The organism is Aquimarina agarivorans (genome assembly GCF_000218485.1).
Lineage (GTDB): Bacteria > Bacteroidota > Bacteroidia > Flavobacteriales > Flavobacteriaceae > Aquimarina > Aquimarina agarivorans.
Window position 1 is genome coordinate 1 of record NZ_AFPB01000173.1, and the last position, 20035, is coordinate 20035.

The following is a 20035-nucleotide window of genomic DNA, read 5'->3' on the forward strand; positions in this document are numbered from 1 at the left end:
CTATTTAGAAGGTATTCGACAAAAAATTGACAAACTGAGGCTCCCAATTTACATTACAGATATCAGGCCTGGTTTTGTCAATACAAAAATGACTAAGGGCTCAGGTTTATTTTGGGTCGCTTCCAAAGAAAAAGCTGCAAAGCAAATTTTTTCAGCGATCCAGAAAAAAAGTGCAGTGACGTACGTTACCAAAAGATGGATTATTATTGCTGTACTACTTAAAAACTTACCTCGCTACCTTCATAAAAAAATGTAATTGAAAGTGAGTTGCTTAACAGAAATTTGCCCTGTTTTTTTCAAAATAATTGTTCTGAATATTCAGTTTTTATAAATAAATTGTATTTTAGAAACATGACGGAAGCATTTATAGAAGAGGAAAACAAACAAATAGCCAAGCAATACAAAGAATTGCTGCAAATTAGTTACCGTACACTTAGTGACGATGATAAAAAGCTAATTCGTTTAGCTTTTGATACCGCTGTAGATGCCCATAAAGAACAACGTAGAAAAAGTGGTGAGGCTTACATTTTTCACCCCATTGCAGTAGCTAAAATTGTTGCTAGCGAAATTGGATTAGATGCCACCTCCATAGCAGCCGCACTTTTACACGACGTAGTTGAAGATACTGAGTATACGCTTAATGATTTAGAACGTCTTTTTGGAGAAACCGTCGCTCGTATTGTTGATGGGCTTACTAAAATTTCTATTTTAGATAAGAACGAAGATAAACCCATATCGCTCCAAGCTGAGAATTACCGAAAAATGTTGTTAACACTCAATGATGACGTTCGGGTAATTATCATTAAAATTGCCGACCGCTTGCATAATATGCAAACCATGGATTCCATGAGGAGCGATAAGCAAGTAAAAATTGCATCCGAAACCTTATATATTTATGCACCGCTTGCGCATCGAATAGGGTTGTATAATATTAAAACGGAGCTCGAAGATTTAGGGCTTAAATACACTGAACCCGAAGTTTTCAAGGATATAGAGCAAAAGATGACGGACACTAAGGAGGAACGTGATGCTTATATTGAGCGTTTTTCGAAACAAATTAGTGAGGCTTTAGATAAAGAAAATTTAGAATACGACATCAAAGGCAGGCCTAAATCCATTTATTCGATTCGAAAAAAAATGGTCAAACAAAACGTTAGTTTTGAAGAGGTGTACGATAAATTTGCCATCCGTATTATTTATAAAGGCCATGTTGAAAATGAAAAATTTGTTGCATGGAAGATATTTAGTATTATTACCGACTTTTTTAGAGCAAACCCTACCCGAATGCGCGATTGGATTTCAAATCCAAAATCCAACGGTTACGAGGCATTACACACTACTGTAGTTGGGCCTGATAACCGATGGGTGGAAGTTCAAATACGTAGCGCCCGAATGCATGAAATTGCCGAAAAAGGCTATGCTGCACACTACAAATACAAGAATAGTGATGATAAAGGTGATAATGTACTGGATATTTGGTTAGATAAATTACAGGAAGCGCTAGAAAATGAAGAAACTAATGCGGTAGATTTTGTTGAAGAGTTTAAACTGAATTTATATGCTAAAGAAATTTTTGTTTTTACCCCAAATGGCGATATTAAATCGTTACCCAAAGGAGCAACTGCCTTAGATTTCAGTTTTAGTATCCATACCGAAATTGGTATGCGCACTCGTGGTGCCAGAGTAAATGGAAAACTAGTTCCGCTGAGTCAAAAATTAAATAGCGGAGATCAAGTCGAAATCATCACCTCAAAACAGTCTAAACCCACTCAACAATGGTTAAATTATGTAACTACAGGTAGGGCAAGAGCAAAAATAAAATCTTCGTTAAACGAAGAAATGAAAACTGTAGCTGCCGAAGGGAAAGACGTTTTACGCCGTAAATTACGATCACAACGTATCCCTTTTAATGAAAAAATAATCAATCAACTGGTTAATTTTTGTAAATTAAAAACCAGTAAAGACTTGTTCTACCGTGTTGGCATTGGATCTATTGATAATAAAATTATTAAAGATTTTGCGGCAACTAAGAATAACACCATCATTAACTTCTTTAAAAATAAAATTCGCAAAAGCAGTACCAGCGAAGAAATAAATAATGATGAAATTACCAATAATTATGATTTACTTGTTTTTGGTAAAGATGAAGATAAACTGAATTACAAACTATCCAATTGTTGCAATCCAATTCCTGGCGATTCCGTTTTTGGGTTTTTAACTATAAACGAAGGAATTAAAGTACACAAACATAACTGTCCTAATGCCCTGCAATTACAAAGTAATTACGCTTATCGTATAATGAAGGCCAAATGGATAGACTCAACCCAGCAAGAATTTAAAGCTGAATTACGATTAACAGGTCTGGACAATATGGGCTTAGTAAATGAAGTTACAAAAGTAATATCCAACAATTTACATGTGGCCATCTATAAAATATCATTTACTAGTGATGATGGTGTTTTTGAAGGAAATATTACCGTTGGTGTAAAAAACAAAAACATTTTAAAAACTATTATTCAACGACTCAATAAAATCAAAGGAATTGATAAAGTGATCAGAGATTAAAGCGGTAGCACTATTCTAAATACCAAAATCAATTAACAGTTTGTTAATAATCCGTAAAACTTAGTTTTTTAAAATCAGCTAAGATTTAAAAAATAGCTTAACTTTGCTTTTTTATTTTTTGAATGAGTACCAATAAAAATAGTTTAAGCGATCAAGAAACGGTAAAGCAAGTGTTCACTTCTTTTTTAGAAGAACATAAACACCGTAAAACCCCTGAAAGGTTTGCTATACTTCAGGAAATATATGAAAGTGATGAACATTTTGATATCGAATCCTTGTATATCAAAATGAAAAATAAAAACTACCGCGTAAGTCGGGCTACACTTTACAATACTATTGAATTACTTTTAGATTGTAAATTAGTTCGCAAGCATCAATTCGGTCAAAATTTAGCGCAATACGAAAAGTCTTATTTTGATCGCCAGCATGACCACCTTATACTTACGGATTCCAGTGAAGTATTGGAATTTTGTGATCCTCGTATTCAACAAATAAAAAAAACAATCGAAGAAATATTTGACGTAACTATCACGAATCATTCGCTGTATTTTTACGGAACTAAAAATAAAAATAACGCATAAAATGGCTGTAAATTTACTACTAGGTCTACAATGGGGAGACGAAGGTAAAGGTAAAATTGTTGATGTTCTTACTAATGATTATGATATCATTGCCAGATTTCAGGGAGGACCAAATGCCGGTCATACATTAGAATTTGACGGGTACAAACATGTATTACATACTATTCCAAGTGGAATCTTTCATAAAACAGCCATAAATTTAGTTGGTAACGGTGTTGTTATTGATCCAGTAATTCTTGAAAAGGAATTAAAAAACTTAGCAAAGTTTAATGTGGATTACAAAAAATCACTACTAATTTCGCGTAAAGCGCATTTAATTTTACCTACACATCGCTTATTAGATGCTGCCAGCGAAGCTGCTAAAGGAAAAGCTAAAATTGGATCAACATTAAAAGGTATTGGTCCAACTTATATGGATAAAACTGGCCGCAATGGTATTAGAGTTGGTGATCTAGAATTAAGTGACTGGAAAGAACGCTACCGCAACCTTGCCAATAAGCATGAAGCTATGATTGAGTTTCACGGGGTAGAGTTGGAATATGATTTAAAAGCTTTAGAAGAAGATTTCTTTAGTGCTATTGAAAGTTTAAAAGAATTAACTTTTATTGATAGCGAAGAATATATTTTTGAAGCACAACGCCAAGGTAAAACAATTCTGGCTGAAGGTGCCCAAGGATCACTACTTGACGTTGATTTTGGTACCTATCCTTTTGTTACTTCTTCAAACACCACTGCTGCAGGAGCTTGTACTGGACTAGGTATTGCTCCCAATAAAATTGGTGATGTTTTTGGAATATTTAAAGCCTATACTACACGTGTAGGTAGTGGGCCCTTTCCTACTGAGTTATTTAATGATGAGGGAGCACGTATGGCTAAGGTTGGTCATGAATTTGGATCAACAACAGGGCGAGCACGCCGATGTGGGTGGTTGGACTTGGTGGCACTTAAATATGCCGTGCAAGTCAATGGAGTAACCCAGCTTATGATGATGAAAGGTGATGTTTTAAGCGGTTTTAATACTTTAAAAATATGTACTGCTTATAAATACAAAGGAGAAACAATTACTCATTTTCCTTACAATATTGAACCTGAAAACGTAACTCCAGTTTATACCGAAGTAAAAGGTTGGTCTGAAGATTTGACTGAAATGACTGATAAAAGTCAGTTTCCAAAAGAGCTAAACGATTATATTGAGTTTTTAGAAAAGGAATTGGAAACTCCAATAACCATTGTTTCCGTTGGACCAGACAGAAAACAAACTATAAATAGATAATCTATTTTAACTGAATCACAAAAAGCGTTTGCCTTATTAGGTTAACGCTTTTTTTTGTCGTTTATCCTATTCCTCAAATCACCATAGTTTTTAGTTTATTTTTTTCTTTTATTTTTGACCAACCACAAATCAAATTGCATAAATGAAAAAATTAATTACAAACACTTTGTATGGAATCGTACTAGGCTTCGCTTCCATGCACGCGCAAATATCAACAGTTGAATATACTGTAGAATTTACAAGTAACTGGGAAGCACATGGTCCATTACCAATGGGAGGACCTCGTCCTCACTTTACCAATCTTGTTGTTGCTACTCACAACAATAATGTTACTTTTTTTGAAATGGGTGAACTTGCTAGCCCTGGAACAAAAAATGTAGCTGAGTTTGGTTCTAATGGAGAATTTATATCAGAGGTAAATGCTGAAATCCCTGATAATGCTTTTAGAGTAATTGAAGGGCCTGATTTATTCTTTGATGGCGCGAGAAGAGACATTACTATAGAAAATTTTGAAGTAAATTCTGACTTTCCATTACTAACTTTAGCTTCTATGATTGCTCCTAGTCCTGATTGGATGGTAGCTGTTAATAGTTTGAATCTGCAAGATGCTAGTGGCAGTTGGATTCCTGAAATTACTATGGATTTATTTGCATACGATGCAGGTACACGATCAAATAAAACTTACGATTTAGGAGGACCACTATCAAGTCCGGTTGAACCTATTACCCGAATAACGACTAATGACACACCAATTAATCCTAATTTGAAAATGGGAACACTTGTGATTAGCCTTAATGAAAGTACACTTAGTGCTGATGATTTTGATTACTCTGACTACGTTGATCTTGATTTTTTCCCTAACCCTGCTAAAGAAACGGTACGCGTTTTTAACATTGATAACAGTGGTTTAGAAACTGTTGAAATTTTTAATATTACTGGATCATTAGTAAAAACTGCGTTTGCAGTTACTGGTGAAAAAACATTAGATATTGATGTTTCAAATTTAAGTCAAGGATTGTACTTAATGAAGTTAACTACTAATACCGGAGAAAGTCAAACTAAAAGGTTAACAATTACTAAATGAACCACTATGGATTAAAAATACCATAGTTTCTGTTATGACTAAAAGTTATTACTTTTTTAAACATACGTTTTTTTGCAATTAGCCTTTAGCTATATTAGCAGTATTTTAAAGCCAACAGCTAATTACTAATTGCCAATAGCTCTTGTAATATTTTTAGAAGCTAAAAGCGAAATGCATTAAAAATGCATAGTTTTAACTAAACCTGAAACCAATAAACAAATTAATTATTTATAAAAAACAAGGGTCGGTATACAAATATACCGACCCTTGTTTTTTTTATCCAAAAAAAATTTCGAATTTTTATTTGAGTAATTTAAATTCAGAACCAATATTAACTATGAATCGATTGATAATACAATTTACAATTGCAAATTCTGCATAAAAAATGAATCCATAGATGGTCGAATCCTTCCAATGTCAGTTGATTGGCAGGGGTATATTTGACCATAAGTGCACAGTATTTAACAAGATGATACAAAATCTAATGCACTTGTGCACACATTTTGGTTCATAAAATCACTCAGAAACCCTGTAAATATTGAGGCTATGTCGTTTTTTTTAGAAAATCAGCAGCCCTATTTAATACAAAGTTGGAGTGTAAAAACAAGAAACACTTCTGCAAAAGCAAAAAAAGAACTACTTAATTGTGCAACATCTATTACTCGGGTAAATTAAACCTATTGTTAACCAATTTAATAGCTTCAAACAAAGGTACGGTAACCTTCAAAGTTTATTTTTATGAAAATGGTACGCTCAAAAGTATTCGCAAACAACCTCTATTTTATGAAGAAAATGACCATTGAGTATACGTAGAACGGTTATAACCAACTGAAATTTTGAGCGTTAAATTATTTCTTCTTTTACTAATAAAGTTAATTTAATACAATATTGACAAAATAGATCTATTTTATTATTAATAACATGCCTACAGAATAATAAAGGAAAAATATCCTCAATATTCATTTTTAATCTATAAAACACACATTAAAAATATATTTTTGCTTTTTAACATTTTATTGTATGAAAAAAACTACCACTAAATTTACCTTCTTATCTTTTATATTATTTTTTGTAGTTCAAAGTTATTCTCAAACTTCTGTTTGGAATAAAGTCACTTCTAATAAAGCAAGCCTGAACACTAATTCAGGTTCTGAAACTTCTTTTATTTTAAATAAAAAAGCATTTAAAAATAACTTACTAAATACCTCAAAACATAGTAAAAATGTAAGAATTAGTTTCCCAACAGGAATAAACACGTTTACTGAATTTAATATTATTAAAACACAAGTAATGCATCCATTACTTGCTAAAAAATTTCCTAAAATAGAAACTTTTGAAGGTATAGCTACCGATAATTCCAATCAAAAAATTAGATTTTCGTACTGTAGCAAATTTGGTTTGAATGGTATCGTTTCTAAATCTGACAACACTAAATTGGAAATTACTCCAATTAATGCTAGTCTGCATTCATTTAAGTTACAGGATAAAGAATCTAGCTCCAACAACACTTACGAATGTACTACCAAGGAAAATCTAACTAATTTCTTTAGTTTAAAAAATCTTACTAATCGTAATGTTGACGATGGTTTTTTACGCAGATATAGACTAGCACTATCATGTACTGGAGAATATGCTCAGCACTTTTTAGATGGTAGTGAAGCTAACGATAACGAAAGAGTGATTAAGGTTTTAACTGCTATGGTAACCTCGATAAATAGATTAAATGAAATATTTGAAACTGATTTTGGCATTACACTTCAACTTATTCCTGAAAATGACCAGTTAATTTACTTAAACGCCAATACGGATCCTTATTACAACGGTAGTACTTTAAATACAGAATTACAAACTACACTTGATGGGGCATTGGGAATTGGTGCTGATTCTTATGACGTTGGTCATTTATATGGTAAAGAACCTAGAATTTATGGAAATGCAGGTTGTATTGCTTGTGTATGTACGGATGGTGAAAAAGGAAGTGGATTTACCATACACTCCGACCCTAGTTCCGATAATATGAACCTAATTGCTACGCATGAATTTGGGCATCAATTTGGGGCTTATCATACACAAAGTAGCGCAAGTTGCAGGAGCGGTTTTAATAGCGAGGTGGAACCTGGTAGTGGGAGTACCATAATGAGTTATGCTGGTATTTGCTTTCCTGATGTACAGCAGGAACCTGATGATTATTTTAATTACACCAGTATTAGGGATATAGCAATATGGACAATAAATAACAGTAATTGTGCTGAATTAATTCCTACATCAAACAACGCTCCTGTAATTGATTTTTTGTCAGATTATACGATTCCTATTGCTACTCCTTTTGTTTTGGAAGCTAATGTTACTGATTCGGATAGCAGCACACTAACCTATTGTTGGGAACAAAATGATACTGGATTACCTTACAACTCAACTGAAACGCCCACTTCTGATAGAGTACAAGGTCCTTTATTTAGGTCATTGCCCCCTAGCCCATCACAAAAGAGATATTTTCCTGCTTTACCTACGGTAGTAAGTGGAAATTTAGCTTCAACCTGGGAAGTGCTACCTACTGTAGGCAGAACAATGAATTTTTCACTTACAGTTCGAGATAACGCTGCCAATGGTGGACAAACGGTTACAGACTTAATGCAAGTAACTGTAAATGATAACGTCGGTCCCTTTAGTGTTTCATCACAATCAAGTAAAAATGAAATTTGGACAGTTGGCGAACAAGTTACTGTAACTTGGCAAGTTGCAAATACCAATACGGCACCAATTAACACTGAAAATGTTCAAATTTTACTATCAACCAACAGTGGAGTATCTTTTGATTTTGAACTTTTAGCCAGTACTCCCAATAATGGTAGTGCTAGTTTTACTATACCTGATGTTGATGCAACCACTGAAGCAAGAGTAATGATTAAGGCTATCAATAATATTTACTACGCAGTTAATTCCGCTGATTTTACTATTGAAAAATCAGAGTATGTAATTAGTGTTGAAAATTCCAAATTGGAAACTTGTAATACTGACACCGCAATTTTCAATTTGAATTATCAAACTTTCCTTGGCTTTAGTGAAGAAGTAACGTTACAATTAGAAAACCTTCCATCTGGTATTACAGCGGAGTTAAGTAGATCTAATTTTAGTGATGATATTAGTCAAGGTGAGGAGTTTACACTTACGGTAAGTGACATAAATACACTGTCAAATGGGCTTTATCCTTTCGAAATCATTGGGATTTCCGAAAATAATGTAGAAAAAAGATTAAATCTAAATCTTGAAATTTTTAGTGTTATCACTGAAGCCGCAACTTTACTATTTCCTGAAAATAATAGTACTGCAATCGACCCATTTTTAACATTTGAGTGGATGGCTGATATTAACACTACTAGCTATACTGTTGAAATTGCCTCTAATGCAGAATTTTCTTCTCTTTTACAAACTACCGATGTTATCGATAATAAATTTACATCAAATAATTTTGAAAATAATCAAAGTTACTTTTGGCGTGTAAGAAATAATAATACTTGTAGCTCTTCGGAATATTCAGAAGTACATACTTTTTCTACTAAATGTAAAAGTGCTGAAAATATCTCAATTTTTAGAGTTGGACTTACTTATACCGAATTAAACTGGGAGGGAACAAATGACTCTTGGAAAATTGAGTACGGAGTAAGTGGTTTTTCAATTGGCTCTGGAACAATTTTAACTACTAATAACAATAGCATTCGTATTGAAAACTTAGAACCAGGCGTAAATTATGATTTATATATACAAGGAAAATGTGTAATTGGAAATAGCAGTACAATTAGTGATGTGATTAATTTTACTACCGCTTTTGATTTTTGCGGCGAACAACTCTTTTATGATTCAGGTGGCGAACTTGAAACTTATTTAAATAATGAAAATACAACTACTGTAATTGCTCCAAATAATCCAAATGATAGAGTTAGAGTAACTTTTAATGAATTTAATACTGAGGCTAATTATGATTTTTTAAATGTTTACGATGGCCCAAATACTAGTGCACCTTCGTTAGGCTCTTTTAGTGGACTCAGAACTAATTTGGAATTTATTTCAACCCACGAAAGTGGTACACTAACCTTTGTATTTACTTCCGATATCGTAGAAACAAGATCTGGTTGGGAAGCTGTAGTTACTTGCGAAACCAAACCTAACTGTGACGCTCCTACCAATTTTGTATTTCAAAATATCAGCGCCAAGGAGGCTAGCTTTATTTGGAACCAACCTTCTCAAGATAAAAGCTGGACACTAGAGTATGAAGTTGAAGGCTTTGAAATTGGAACTGGTAAGGAAATTATTTCAAATGAAACTAATGTTCTAGTTACTGATCTTATTCCAAATACTAAATATGAAATTTACTTAAAAGCAAACTGTAGTATCGGCGGAAATAGTGACACTATTGGCTCTTTGAAATTTACTACGCTGGAAGCCTGCCCTGCACCAACAAATTTTGAAATAACAAACATTACTGATAGCACCGCTTCATTGGTTTGGGAAACAACTAATGCAGCACAAGCTTGGGAAATTGAATATGGTACTCCTGGTTTTATTTTAGGCAATGGTACAACCCTTCAGGTAACAGAAAATAATGCAACTATTGAAAATTTAAATAGCGACACTGAATATGATATTTATGTAAGAGCAAATTGTGACACCGACGGATATGGTGCCTGGACAGCTCCTTTAACTTTTAAAACACCTATCAACTTTTGTAATGGAGATCGTTTCTTTGATTCTGGTGGAGAATTTGGAAATTATTTTAATAATGAAATTGAAATAACCGTTATTGCACCGGAAAGTGACGAAGGCCGTGTAAGAGTTAATTTTAATAATTACAATTTTGAAAATTGTTGTGATAGATTACTTGTTTATGATGGACCTAGTACTAATTTTCCTTTATTAGGAAGAATTTCAGATACATTTAACGCTAATATTGTAAGTAGTCACGAAAGTGGTTCGCTAACTTTTGTATTTACTTCTGACGGAAGTGTGACTGGTAACGGTTGGGATGCAACAGTAATTTGTGAAGCAAAACCCAATTGTGCATCCGCTTCTGACTTTGATATTGATACTATATTAGCAAGAGGCGTTGAATTATCATGGTCGCAATCAACTGACGATACTAATTGGACGTTGGAATACGGATCCCCAGGTTTCACAATCGGTACAGGAACTGAAATTTCTACAGCAAATTCAACTGCTACTATTTCAAACCTTACCCCTGAAACTGAATATGACATTTATCTTAAAACGAACTGTACCATCGGTGGATTTAGCGATAGCCTTGGTCCATTAACTTTTACCACATTAATTGCCTGCCCAGTTCCTGTAAATTTTGATATTTTATCAATAACTAACAACACAGCTACGCTAACATGGAATACGAACACTGAAGCTGTAAGTTGGGTTGTCGAATATGGATTAACAGGATTTTTAATAGGCGAAGGAACTGTAATTGAAGCTACTGAAAATGAAATTACTATTGAAAACCTTGATGGAAACACTACTTATGACATTTATGTAAAAGCAAATTGCGACACTGAAGGATTTAGTAAATTAACCAATCCCTTAGTTTTTAAAACTGAATGCGATCAATTTGTAGCTCCATTTTTAGAAAGTTTTACCAGCAACAGCATTCCTGATTGCTGGCTGGAGTCGGACATATTCAACACATGGCAATTTAATACCTTTGCTGATAACGATGCTGCTGGTGTTCAGGATAGAAATCCTCAAGGGAACTCAAATTATGCGTGGTTGGATGGGTCCAATTTTTCTTCAACGGATACTTTTAATTTGGAAACTCCCTTAATTGACGCTTCAGGGCTAATAAATCCATCCTTATCATTTTCTGTTTTCAGCAAAAATACTATTGATGATACGTATAATACATTATCAGTGTCTGTACATGACATATCGGGAACTTCATACCAAAATTTAGTTGTGGTTAATGAAAACACCAATATTTGGAAGGATTTTGTAGTGGACTTGTCTGAAGTAGATACCTCAATGCCTTTTTATGTTGAATTTAGCGTCTCTCTGGATAGTCCAGGACAACCGTTTTTAAATGATATTCTAATTGATGAAATTAAGGTGGATGAACTACCTAGTTGTACAAATCCTCAAAATTTAACGATAACTAATATAAAAGGCAGGTCGGCACAATTAAACTGGATCAGTACGGACAATGAAACTAATTGGGAAATTTTGTATGGCGAAAGAGGATTCAACACCTCAAACTCATTTACAAAATTTACTACTACAAATCCAGTTATACTAACTGATTTATTGCCTGAAACTTCTTATGAGGTTTATTTGAGAGCACTTTGTGGAATTGGCGACAATAGTGAATTTATTGGACCTGTATCATTCGTTACTGGTTGTGATGCTTTGCCTGTTCCATTTTTTGAAGACTTTACTAATGAATTTAATATTCCTAATTGTTGGTTAGCCGATAATAACCCTTTAACCTGGAAGGTTGGCACTTATTTTGACATAAATAATAATCAAATAATTCCTGATCGATCTAACCCTAGTAATCCAAGGTACTTGTTCAAAGAAAATAATACTGATACTATGGCTACTAAGTATTTGTACTCACCATATTTCAATATTACCGATTTGACCACACCATCATTATCATTTTCAATAAACTCCAGGAGTAATTCTGATACAGCAAACACAAGATTGATTGTTGACTTTTTTGATGGTAGTAGTTGGAACACAATTGCAAATATTGAAGAACTTACTATTGGCTGGAAAGATATATATTTGAACTTATCCTCTTTTACCATTACTGGTGAAATAAGGTTTAGGTTTAACATTATACACTTAACTGCAAACAATAATGCAGGAAATTTATTAATTGATAACATTTCACTAAATGAGCTTCCTTCATGCTTTAATCCAAGTCAACTCATTGCATCGGATATTAATACTGAATCGGCAACCATCTCGTGGCAAACAGGCCATGCCGAAAGTGAATGGGAAATCCAGTATGGCGAAATTGGTTTTGAAGTTGAAACAGGAACTACTTTAGCTGTACAAACTACACCAGAAATCCAATTAACGAATTTAAATTCGAATACTGCATATGATGTGTATGTAAGAGCAAATTGTGAATTAAGCGATGGATATAGTGATTGGATTGGTCCAGTTTCAATACAAACATTAGCTAATTTTTGCAACGGAGATCATTTTTACGATACTGGTGGAGCGTTTGGTACATATGACAACAATGAAAATACTACTACTATAATAGCACCAGCTAATGATGGAGATAGGGTTCGCGTTCGTTTCAATAGTTTAAGTTTGGAATCCTGTTGTGACAGGTTAACCGTTTATGATGGTCCTGACACTAGCTTTCCGCTGCTAAATAATTTTGGCAGTACTCCAGGTGAAGACATCATAGCTTCTCACGAAAGTGGTACGCTTACTTTTGTATTTACCTCGGACGGAAGTGTTACCGAAGCAGGATGGGACGCTGTTGTTTTTTGTGAACCGATACCAAATTGTAGTGCCCCAATAGATTTTACAAATAAATTAGTATCAGCAAAAGAGGCGGAATTCTCATGGAATGCAATAGGTAGTGATAGTAATTGGACACTAGAATACGGTCAATCAGGCTTCGAATTAGGTAATGGTATTGAAGTTACTACAAATAATACTACGGTAACTATTACAAATTTGTTACCTGATACTAATTACGACATATATATAAAAACTAGTTGTGATTTGGGCGGATTCAGTGATCTTGTGGGCGCCTTGAATTTTACAACTTTGATTGCATGTCCAAGTCCTACAAATTTTACCAATCGAGTTGTTAGCGATAGCAGTGCAACTGTAATATGGGATAATTTATTTAGTAACGAATGGGAAATTGAATATGGCGAACTAGGATTTATTCAAGGAACTGGAACTGTAATTCAGGCATCTGAAAATAGCATACAAATTGAAAATTTAGAATCAAATACTATTTACCAAGCGTATGTGAGGGCTAATTGTGGGGATGATGGATTTAGTGCATGGTCACAACTATTAAGTTTTACAACAAACCCAGATTTTTGCAATGGAGATCATTTTTATGACACTGGTGGTGAATTTGGTAACTACTCAAATAGTGAAAATACAATTACTACCATTTCTCCAAGTAAAGTTGGTGATCGAGTACGCGTTCATTTTAATAGTTTTGAAACTGAATCTTGTTGTGACAGATTATTTGTTTATGATGGGCCAGATACAAGCTTTCCATTTTTAGGAGACTATAGTTCAATGCCTACTCAGGATTTTATAGCATCTCATGCAAGTGGTACACTTACATTTGAATTTATTTCCGACGGAAGTGTTACTGAGTCAGGTTGGGATGCTACAGTGATTTGCGAACCTATAGCTACTTGTCCTACACCACAAAACTTTGAAGCTACACAAATTACGTTAGAAAGTGCTAAATTAAATTGGGATAACGCGAGTGTAAGTAGTTGGGAAATTGAATATGGGGAAGCGCCTTTAACGCAAGGAGCTGGCACAACAATCATCACCAATTTAAATTCACTTGAATTAGTAAATCTCAATCCATTTACAACATATGATGTTTTTATTTTTAGTATATGCGATTTTGGAATTAGCGAAACCAATTCAATTAGTTTTATTTCCGATGACTCAACGTTATCAACAAATAATAACGAGCTAACTGAAAATTCAATTGTTTTATTTCCTAATCCTAATAATGGAATTTTTACAATAGCAAACACCAGTAAACCAAATTAAAAACGATAGAAATTTATAGTACTAGTGGAGTTTTAATTAAAACTTTAAAAGCTAATGCCCTTACAGAAATTAATGTGGAATTGAGCAATGTAGCTTCAGGCAACTATTTTGCTAGGATAGCATCTGAAAACAAAAAATTATAAAGCAAATAATCATTGAATAGCTCCAACAGTGAATTCTAAAAATAAAAATCCGTTTGCAATAAAAGCAAACGGATTTTTATTTTAAGATCATCCCAGATAGATTAAATTTTCAAAACACGAGCAATGGCTTCTGCGCATTTTTCTCCATCAATGGCTGCGGAAATAATACCACCTGCGTAACCAGCGCCTTCTCCGCAAGGATATAAACCTTTTATTTGAGGATGCTCTAAAGTAATACGGTCTCTGGGGATACGCACAGGCGAAGAGGTCCTGGATTCAGGAGCATGAGCTACAGCTTCTTCAGTTAAATAACCACGCATACTTTTATTAAAATCTTGAAATCCCTGTTGTAAAATACGATGTATAAATTTTGGAAATACTAATCCCATATCTACAGAAGTTAATCCAGGTTTATAGGAAGTTTCAGGTAAGGATTGAGATTGTTTACCGTTGACTAAATCTGTGAGTCGTTGCGCGGGTACTCGTTGTGTTTCGCCTCCTAAATGCCATGCTTTTTTTTCAATAGCTGCCTGAAAATGCATACCTGCTAAGGGACCGAATTTTTTATAAGCTTCAAAATCTTGTAATTTTAATTCGACTACAATACCACTATTGGATGTTGGTTGATCTCGTTTGGAAGGCGACCATCCGTTTGTGACTACTTCACCAGGCTGCGTGGCGCAAGGGGCAATTACTCCCCCAGGGCACATACAAAATGAATACATTCCACGACCATTCACTTGCTTAACAATGCTGTAAGGAGAAGGTGGCAGATACGGGCTTCGTTCTTTTGTTTTGTATTGAATTTGATCTATAAACTGTTGTGAATGTTCAACCCTTACACCTAAAGCAAAAGGCTTGGCTTCAATTAAAATTTCTTTTTTATGTAGTAACTCAAACATATCACGGGCAGAATGTCCGGTAGCTAAAATCACCTTTCTGGCATGTATTTTACTTCCATCATGAAGTGTTACACCATCAATTTCTTCATTTCGAATAATGAGATCAACTACTTTTTTATTGAACAGAACCTCACCTCCTTGCTCAATGATTTTTTCGCGCATAGACGCAATAATTGCAGGCAATTTGTTAGTTCCTATATGCGGATGAGCATTTATTTTTATTTCTGGTATTGCTCCAAATCCTACTAATAATTCTAAAATTCGGTAGACATCTCCCCTTTTTTTTGATCGGGTATACAACTTACCATCACTGTAAGTTCCTGCTCCACCTTCGCCAAAACAATAATTAGAATTTTCATTAACTAAATGATCTCTGGTAATTGCTTTTAAATCCCGTCGTCTACTCCGAACATCTTTGCCGCGTTCAACAATTATTGGTTTTAAACCCAATTCAATACAACGCAATGCTGCAAACAAACCTGCTGGTCCTGCTCCCACTATGATCACTTGCTCTTTGTCCGCTACATTAAAATACTGCGGCAATTTTATTTCTTGCCTTTCAAAGCTTTCACTAACATAAACATCTAAAGTTAAGTTTATTTTAATGTTTTTTTGTCGTGCATCAATAGACCGTTTAACAATTTCAACATGTTTAATTTCAGCTTCAGAAATAGCATTTAATTGCGCTACTTTTCTTTTTAAAGTGCTTGATATAGTGGCTTCTTTGGGTGAAACTTGTATTCGTATAGTAATGGGCATAAATTTTTTACGACTTTATTAATACAAAAATAATTAATCTGGTAACTGAATAAAGTTTTAAAATTGAATTTTATTTATTTTATTGCTTTAAATTGCTCTAAAATTAATTTTTATGAACACACAAAAGGTATTACTATTACTGCTATTTTCAATTTTAGCAGCTTGCAAAAATGATGATGACAATAACAACAATACAACTAGTAGAGATATCCCTACTGTTATTGACCCTGTAACGGGTACGAATACTACTAAAAATCAGATTAATGCATTTATTTATCGAACTTTAAATGCGACTTATTTGTATAAAGATGAACAACCTCTTTTAGCAAATGACCGATTTACTGATGTACAACTTATTGACTATATCAATAGTAAAAATGGACCAGAAGATTTTTTTGAAGAGCTTACTGTAGAAAGAGATCGATTTAGTTTTATTTCTGACAATTTTGAAGAACTGGAAAATAGTTTTCAAGGAATTAGTTTAGACAATGGTATGAAATTTAATTTATCCATTATAGGAAATGAAGATAGCAATTTAGTTTTAGGTGCAGTAATAGATATTGTGAAAGATAGTCCTGCCGATTTAGCAGGTGTCAAAAGAGGAATGCTTTTCAATAAAATTGATAGTATTACTTTAGAAAGAAATAATTTTTCAGAACTTTTAGATAGAGACAGCTATTCAATTGGACTGGCAGAAATTAGAAACAACACTGTTTTTGATACAGATGACACAATTGAATTGAATAAAATAGAGCTTACTGAAAATCCAATAGCAATTTCAAAAGTACTGAACATTGAAGATAAAAAAATTGGTTACATTCAGTATAACCAATTTGTATTTGGATCTGAAGCTGAATTAAATGATGTATTCGCTGATTTTAAATCGCAATCTATTGACGATTTAGTGTTAGATTTTAGGTACAATGGAGGTGGTTCTATTGCAACGGCTGTGGATTTATCTACTATGGTCACTGGACAATTTGAAGGTGAAATTTTTTACCGTCAACAATATAATAGTGAATTACAAAGAGCATTTGAAAATGGCAATCCTGAGAATTTATTGATAAGATTTTCCGACTCTTTTTTAAATGATAACCAAATTAAAATCAACTCTTTAAATTTATCAAAAGTTTATGTAATTACAACTAAACGACGCACAGCATCTGCAAGTGAACTTGTTATAAATGGTTTACGTCCATTTATTGATGTGATCATAATAGGTGATGAAACAGGTACAGTGGGTAAAACTCAAGGATCAAGAACTTTTTATGATTCTGAAAACTTAGATAAAGAAAATGTGAATCCAAATCATAAATATGCTTTACAACCACTAATTGTTGAAGGAGCTAATAAAAATAATGAAACTGTATCTGATGATGGTTTTTTACCTACAATCAGTCAGCGTGAAAGTTTGGATAATTTAGGAATATTAGGTGATGAAAACGAGCCTTTATTAAAATTAGCTATTGATAATATTTTGGGTAGAGTTTCAACTGTTGCTGCTAAAAGAATAGGTTATAAAATAGGCAAACACATAGGTTCTGATGATATGAATGATCCGACATATCAACGCATGTATATTACACCTTAAATTTAAAAATTCAAATCAAAAAAGCCATGATATTACCTTTATCATGGCTTTTTGTTTTAATGCATTCTTGTATCTGTTATACTAAATCCGACTTTAAATTACTAGAATAAAAATTAGATTCTATGGGCTAGGACGAGAAAAAAACTTAGCATCGTTTTTCTGATACTATTTTTTTAAAGCTTATGCAAAAAAAACATTTTAACTGTTTAGTTTAACTTCAAAAACAGTGTTTTTTACCTAACAGTAACTTCTGGTATTTCAAAATAGGCTACTGTAGCATCCCATTCACTACCAATAGGTCTTAATTGAATTCTCAAAGAGTAATCGGTAACTCTCATTAATTTTCTGGACATATTGACATCTACAAATATCATTCCATCTCCTTTTTTTACTATTTTTTTTCCTGAATCTATCCATTCTCCTCCTTTCCATATCTCAACAATAATTTCGCGCTTTTTGTTGGCTTGGTAGGATACCATAAACGTGTAATTATTTTTAGCTGCTATAACAGTTAAATCATTTGGAAATGAAACTTTTTCTTTTTCATAAAAAGAAGCGAACCTTTCATCAGTTGATTCCCAAGAAATAAAGCTGAAACATAAAGTAATACCAATAATTGTTCTAAAAAATAATGATATTAAATTCATAAAAAAATAGTTGTGTGTTTGAGCTGAAATTAGATGAAAAACAACTTAAAGTAAAGCAGTTAAAAACATTTTAATTTATTTTTAACACACTAAAAACAACTTTATGATAATCAATAAATTAACTTAAAAATCATGGACTCCATATCCACAATAAAAGTATTATTAAAATAAACATTGTTAAAAAAACAGCATTTAAATCGTTATTTAACAGTGTTTTTACTCATCTAAATTGTAAAAAACACCTACTAAATCGTTTATACATATGCATCAATTTAGTTGCTTAACAAAAGTATAACGTTGGCATCCTAGACAAACTAACAACAAAGTTTAATATTTTTTGAGGCTTTTTTTTAGAAAAAATTTATCCAAGCCATGTTTACTAAAAAAATGCTAAGGTAAAAAAGGGCCCTGATAAACAAATTTCAGGATACAAAAAAACCTTGCGGATACAAGGTTCAAAAAATATGGTATTTATAAAAATGAAGCAAAACTAAACTTCATTTTAATCAACGTTATTGTTTTATTCTAAATAATCTGGAGTACTGTTATTATCAGCATCAGATTTTGATTTATCAATTCCTTCATTGTCATTTGTTTTTATTCCATCACAATCATAATCGATTTCTGGATCATCCAAAATAACAATCTCATCTCTTGTTAATTTTGCATCACCATCATCATTATTATCTAAAAAATTAGGTATGCCATCATTATCAGTATCATAATTAAAATAATTGCCATTTTCGTCCTTTTCATACATAGAAAATACACCATCATTGTCATGATCAATATAATCTACATTCAATACCGAAAAGGAATAAACAAGGTTACTATATTGAGGAATACCATTAAAAGAATTATTGTAGTATCCTAAACCTGAAGGTATAAATAACGCCCCAATACCATAATCATCGTTGACTATAAGTTCACCTGAATCATTAAAATTAAACACATCGCAAGGACTATTTGAAAAAGTTGGACCACCGTTAACATCAACCTCAGTAACTCTTGGTGTAGCTGTGTTAAATTGAGCTAAACCAACTGCCAATCCAGGAATGTTTTGGACTACCACATCCCGACCAGAGATTCGATCGATAGAATAATTTCTAAGCCATCCTGTTTGACCTTCTGTCGTATCAAAACTTTCGGAGTTAAATGAAGTTACGTTTGTGGTTTCTTCCGTACTAATAGTATTTCCCTCGAAACTTATATTCACATCATCTAGTCTAGAAACGGGCCTCCCCTCGCCTTTTCTTATCACCAAAACATATAACGTTTGTTCAGTACCTCCTTCAGAAACTTTTAGTGCTTTAAGTGTGGGCTTATCAGTCTCTTCAGTCTCATCAGATGCATTTAAAAATTCTATAATAGGTTTTCCTGATGATTTATTGGGTTCAATATCTTCAGGCAATGCACCACCGATCAACTTATAATACGCAACTTGATTACTTCTTAATTGTAAATTAGATCCATTAAACTCCAAATCGTTGAATGCATGAGTATTTAAAAAATCTTGCAAAATTTCATCATCAATTACTGCCTGAGGGCCTCTTGGTCTTGGAGGCTCAATAGTTATGCCATCATCATCATTATTACAAGAAAATACGGTTATCAATAGTGATAAACCAATCAAATATTTTTTCATAAATTTTTTAAATTTAGGACGAAGATACAATTTTATACCATTCTGAATCTAATTTAACTTATAGCTTAAA

Annotated in this window: 11 protein-coding genes and 1 pseudogene; 9 read left to right on the forward strand and 3 right to left on the reverse strand. The window is 33.1% G+C overall.

From position 1 onward, the window contains the following. The 8 genes and pseudogenes from GMC_RS21725 to GMC_RS23040 all read left to right on the forward strand — a co-directional run. A pseudogene (locus GMC_RS21725) lies at positions 1-256 on the forward strand (SDR family NAD(P)-dependent oxidoreductase); the annotation flags it as partial. A gap of 95 nt (positions 257-351) precedes the next feature. Next, positions 352-2565, forward strand: a complete 2214-nt coding sequence (locus GMC_RS0114900) for a RelA/SpoT family protein (RefSeq protein ID WP_010522897.1) — start codon at positions 352-354, stop codon at positions 2563-2565. 122 nt (positions 2566-2687) lie between these two features. Then, on the forward strand, positions 2688-3146 hold the full coding sequence (locus GMC_RS0114905) for a Fur family transcriptional regulator (RefSeq protein ID WP_010522898.1): 459 nt from the start codon (positions 2688-2690) through the stop codon (positions 3144-3146). 1 nt (position 3147) lies between these two features. Then, a complete protein-coding gene (locus GMC_RS0114910) occupies positions 3148-4419 on the forward strand; it encodes an adenylosuccinate synthase (RefSeq protein WP_010522899.1) in 1272 nt (423 codons plus the stop codon). 142 nt (positions 4420-4561) lie between these two features. Then, positions 4562-5503, forward strand: a complete 942-nt coding sequence (locus GMC_RS0114915) for a T9SS type A sorting domain-containing protein (protein WP_010522900.1) — start codon at positions 4562-4564, stop codon at positions 5501-5503. Positions 5504-6049: 546 nt separating this feature from the next. Continuing rightward, positions 6050-6178 carry a hypothetical protein gene (locus GMC_RS22585; RefSeq protein WP_262482023.1) on the forward strand — a complete coding sequence of 43 codons (129 nt, stop codon included), beginning with the start codon at positions 6050-6052 and terminating at the stop codon, positions 6176-6178. Positions 6179-6523: 345 nt separating this feature from the next. Beyond that, positions 6524-14278: a fibronectin type III domain-containing protein gene (locus tag GMC_RS20100; protein WP_010522901.1), complete on the forward strand. Its 7755-nt coding sequence runs from the start codon at positions 6524-6526 to the stop codon at positions 14276-14278. Between the two features lie 11 nt (positions 14279-14289). Beyond that, positions 14290-14421, forward strand: coding sequence for a T9SS type A sorting domain-containing protein (locus GMC_RS23040; protein WP_369073183.1), 132 nt, complete (start codon positions 14290-14292; stop codon positions 14419-14421). Between the two features lie 101 nt (positions 14422-14522). Here the strand turns inward: GMC_RS23040 and GMC_RS0114935 are convergent, their stop codons facing one another. Continuing rightward, entirely contained in the window at positions 14523-16082 is a 1560-nt protein-coding gene (locus GMC_RS0114935) for an NAD(P)/FAD-dependent oxidoreductase (protein WP_010522902.1), read from the reverse strand. 112 nt (positions 16083-16194) lie between these two features. Between GMC_RS0114935 and GMC_RS0114940 the strand changes: the two genes are divergently transcribed. Beyond that, entirely contained in the window at positions 16195-17673 is a 1479-nt protein-coding gene (locus tag GMC_RS0114940) for a GFO_1087 family putative carboxy terminal peptidase (protein ID WP_010522903.1), read from the forward strand. A 233-nt stretch (positions 17674-17906) separates the two neighbouring features. On the opposite strand, the gene GMC_RS0114945 is transcribed toward GMC_RS0114940, so the two are convergent. Further along, positions 17907-18320: a hypothetical protein gene (locus GMC_RS0114945; RefSeq protein ID WP_010522904.1), complete on the reverse strand. Its 414-nt coding sequence runs from the start codon at positions 18318-18320 to the stop codon at positions 17907-17909. 520 nt (positions 18321-18840) lie between these two features. Beyond that, positions 18841-19965 (reverse strand): hypothetical protein, encoded by a 1125-nt coding sequence (locus GMC_RS0114950; RefSeq protein WP_010522905.1) that lies wholly within the window; start codon positions 19963-19965, stop codon positions 18841-18843. Positions 19966-20035: the final 70 nt, after the last annotated feature.